Source organism: Mycobacterium angelicum (genome assembly GCF_002086155.1).
Lineage (GTDB): Bacteria > Actinomycetota > Actinomycetes > Mycobacteriales > Mycobacteriaceae > Mycobacterium > Mycobacterium angelicum.
The window spans coordinates 1-2,663 of the sequence record NZ_MVHE01000159.1 but is presented as its reverse complement, the minus strand read 5'-3'; the positions used below and the strand labels follow the sequence as shown (position 1 = coordinate 2,663).

Here is a 2,663-nt window from a genome sequence, read left to right as displayed (position 1 = left end):
CGGGGCGGATACTTTTGTCTGGCCACCAGCGGATACTTTTACTTGGCCGTTGACAGGAAGCGTAGCTCGGCGATCCATACAAACCAGAGCGTCAGCAGCGCGAGAATGGCCGATACTGCAGCGACAATAAGCGACAGCTGTCCGAGCAAGATGGTGGTACGTTCGACCTCCGTCATGCCTTCAGCTAAGAACTCGAACCGGTGCACGTCTATTGAGGGACCTCTCCGGTATCCGCTACGTTGGTTTCAGGTCGCCCTCGAAGTCGTCAGATCCATGTGTCACTCACTCCGGCTCTTGTGGTTCATGGGTTTCATGGATCGGATCGTCTTGGATGAGGCCAAGCTCCCTAGAGAACTCATACTGTTGTTGCAGAAGCTCTTGGTATTCCTGTTCCCGGCGGTGACGCTCTTCATCCCCGGTAGCCGTATAAACCCACACACCTTTATCCTCTTGGCTGTAGTTCTTGAGCGTTCCCGCGATCTCATACAGTGCCTTTTGGACTGTCTCGCCTTTGTTCTGTGTAATCCACGTGGTGTTCCAAAACATCTTGATATCCAACGAGATTGGATTGCGATAGCTCGGTTTGTCCGAGCTTATCTTGTCATCGAACTCCACATGGCCGACGAATTGATCCTGGAGCGGTCCCTTGTATTTTTCTCGCCGTATAGCGGAGTCCCAGACTGTCCGCCACTCCTGGCCGGGTGCCAACACCGCAATGCTGTCGGGCACGTACAGGCTCTTGACTTCCTCACCAGTGATGAGGTTCCTGTAGGGTGCGACCTGCAGAGGAGGGACCTTCAATCGAACGTTATACGCCGTCGTCTGCCCAAAGTTCTTGATTACCAAATCCATATAGCGCCGTACTTCGTGACGGTCCACGTAGACAACGACATTGGGTTGCGCAGTCCGTTCACGTGTTTGACGGGCTTCGCGCACCTGGCCACGTGCGTACACCGCCGCCCCAACCGCAATTGCGGCCGTTGCCCACTGAGCCAAAGCAGCCCAAGCGTCAGCGTGCATCAAAATCATTTTTCCTGAACGCCTTTGGTGAACGGACGCCCAGCGGGTGGTTGACCGCGCAGTCGGTCTTCTCGATTCTGAGGACCAAGTTTGTATGTGATCCCTATGGGTTGCCAAGGGTCGTCCCAGGCAAAGTTTATCCGCTTTTCGACGCCGTTCAGCTTCCACCCCATGTGCCTTGGCCGTGGCAATGTTCCTCGGATGGGGTTGCCAGGGTTGTTGAACCGAGGATCGGGTCTCCCGGGGTTGAACGGGGTTAGGCCGAAGCTGACGTGGCTCAAGTCAACGACTGCACCTCCAAGCCAAGTCTCATCGTGAAAGACAAATGGCGCACAGCCCCACCAGTCGACGTCGACAGCTTCCTTCATCTGAAAGGGGTCGTACCAAAGGTCTTTGTTCGTCGGATTAGCTGCTACGCACAATCCCCACGTCCGAGGCCAAGCTGCACGATCCAGCAGCAGGTCAATGGCCTCCGGCGGAAAGCCGATAGTCTTGCCCTGTTGAACCGTAAAATGGCTTGTTACAGCATGATTCAGGAATAGCTTGAGCACCCAGCGCTGAAAATCGTCGCCGGAAATGGTGATCTCTTCAGATTCGCCCCACTTGCCAGCACCGGCATCGTACTGTAAAGCGTTGCAGCGTAGAAACGATGCAAATTTCAGTGCAGCATCGTCTGCTGGATGAAGTTGAGTGTTGTGGTCCCGACAAAGGATGTTCGCCTTAAAGTTTTTGGGTCGGACTGGGTGGCCGACACCTTTGCCGGTGCGATGCTGGATCGTGTAGGCCGGGTTGTTGTTGCCATACAGGTTTATCAAACCGTGCGATACATAGTGTTCGCCGGAAATCTTCGTAGAGCACCCGCCCCGTGTGTTCGCGTAGCACTTCGGGTGTCGGTAGTCGTCGGTTTCTTCGGTCATCCTCATCGCCTTCGCCCACGCTGCTGGGGCCCAATAATGGTCAGCATATCAAACACGTGTTCGAACGTTGAGTTGCGACACGCGCCCCAGCGCGACGTATTCAATGTCAGCACCGCGTCAGCAGATTTTCGCGTGCAGCCCGACCTGCGGCGTTCGCTATATACGCGAGAGAAGGCCGCTTTGTGAATCGGAAGGATTTAAACACAAGGGGTTTAGAGTCAAGAATGGATCACCGACGGACCTAATCTGGTTTGCTAGAGCGTCCGACCGGGGTTCTCATAATCCGTTGGTCGCGGGTTCGAGCCCCGCCCGCCCCACTTCAGACGTGGCCGATCTCGAATGTGGCCCTGTCGAATCGGTGCCACGCGTCCGGTGTCCGGCTGTTGCCCGTCGAGCATGCCGTCGACCTCAACTCACCGCCCGACGGCGGGTCAAGGTCTTCTGAATTTCGTAGGCACCTGTGCGGAATGCGGATGGCATGATCGACGCCGTGGCGACCTTGCCTGAACCGTCTTTAGCATTGGTCCTGAACGACTTGGACCTGTCTCTTGGCCTGCCTTACGACTTGGCTGGCTGGTCGCTAGAAAGAGCTGAGGATTATCAGATTGATGCGTTCAGAAATGGGCTGTCAGTAATCTACGGTGCGCAATGGTTTAGCTCTGGTGGCGTATCCGCCGGTTGCGTCCAGCAGAGTGGTGTACGAGTCGGACCTGATCAGCGGTACCG

General features: G+C 55.8%; 4 protein-coding genes. 1 reads left to right on the top strand and 3 read right to left on the bottom strand.

Annotated elements, in window-relative coordinates; translation table 11 throughout:
• Nucleotides 1-38: 38 nt before the first annotated feature.
• The 3 genes from BST12_RS32455 to BST12_RS31455 form a co-directional block, all read right to left on the bottom strand.
• Nucleotides 39-176 (bottom strand): hypothetical protein, encoded by a 138-nt coding sequence (locus BST12_RS32455; protein ID WP_170062230.1) that lies wholly within the window; start codon nt 174-176, stop codon nt 39-41.
• Nucleotides 177-282: 106 nt separating this feature from the next.
• On the bottom strand, nt 283-1,020 hold the full coding sequence (locus BST12_RS33950; protein WP_245850618.1) for a hypothetical protein: 738 nt from the start codon (nt 1,018-1,020) through the stop codon (nt 283-285).
• Nucleotides 1,021-1,025: 5 nt separating this feature from the next.
• Entirely contained in the window at nt 1,026-1,937 is a 912-nt protein-coding gene (locus tag BST12_RS31455) for a hypothetical protein (RefSeq protein WP_139802037.1), read from the bottom strand.
• 478 nt (nt 1,938-2,415) lie between these two features.
• Between BST12_RS31455 and BST12_RS33070 the strand changes: the two genes are divergently transcribed.
• Nucleotides 2,416-2,663, top strand: a 248-nt coding sequence (locus BST12_RS33070; protein WP_211281389.1) for a hypothetical protein, incomplete at its 3' end; no start/stop codon positions are given.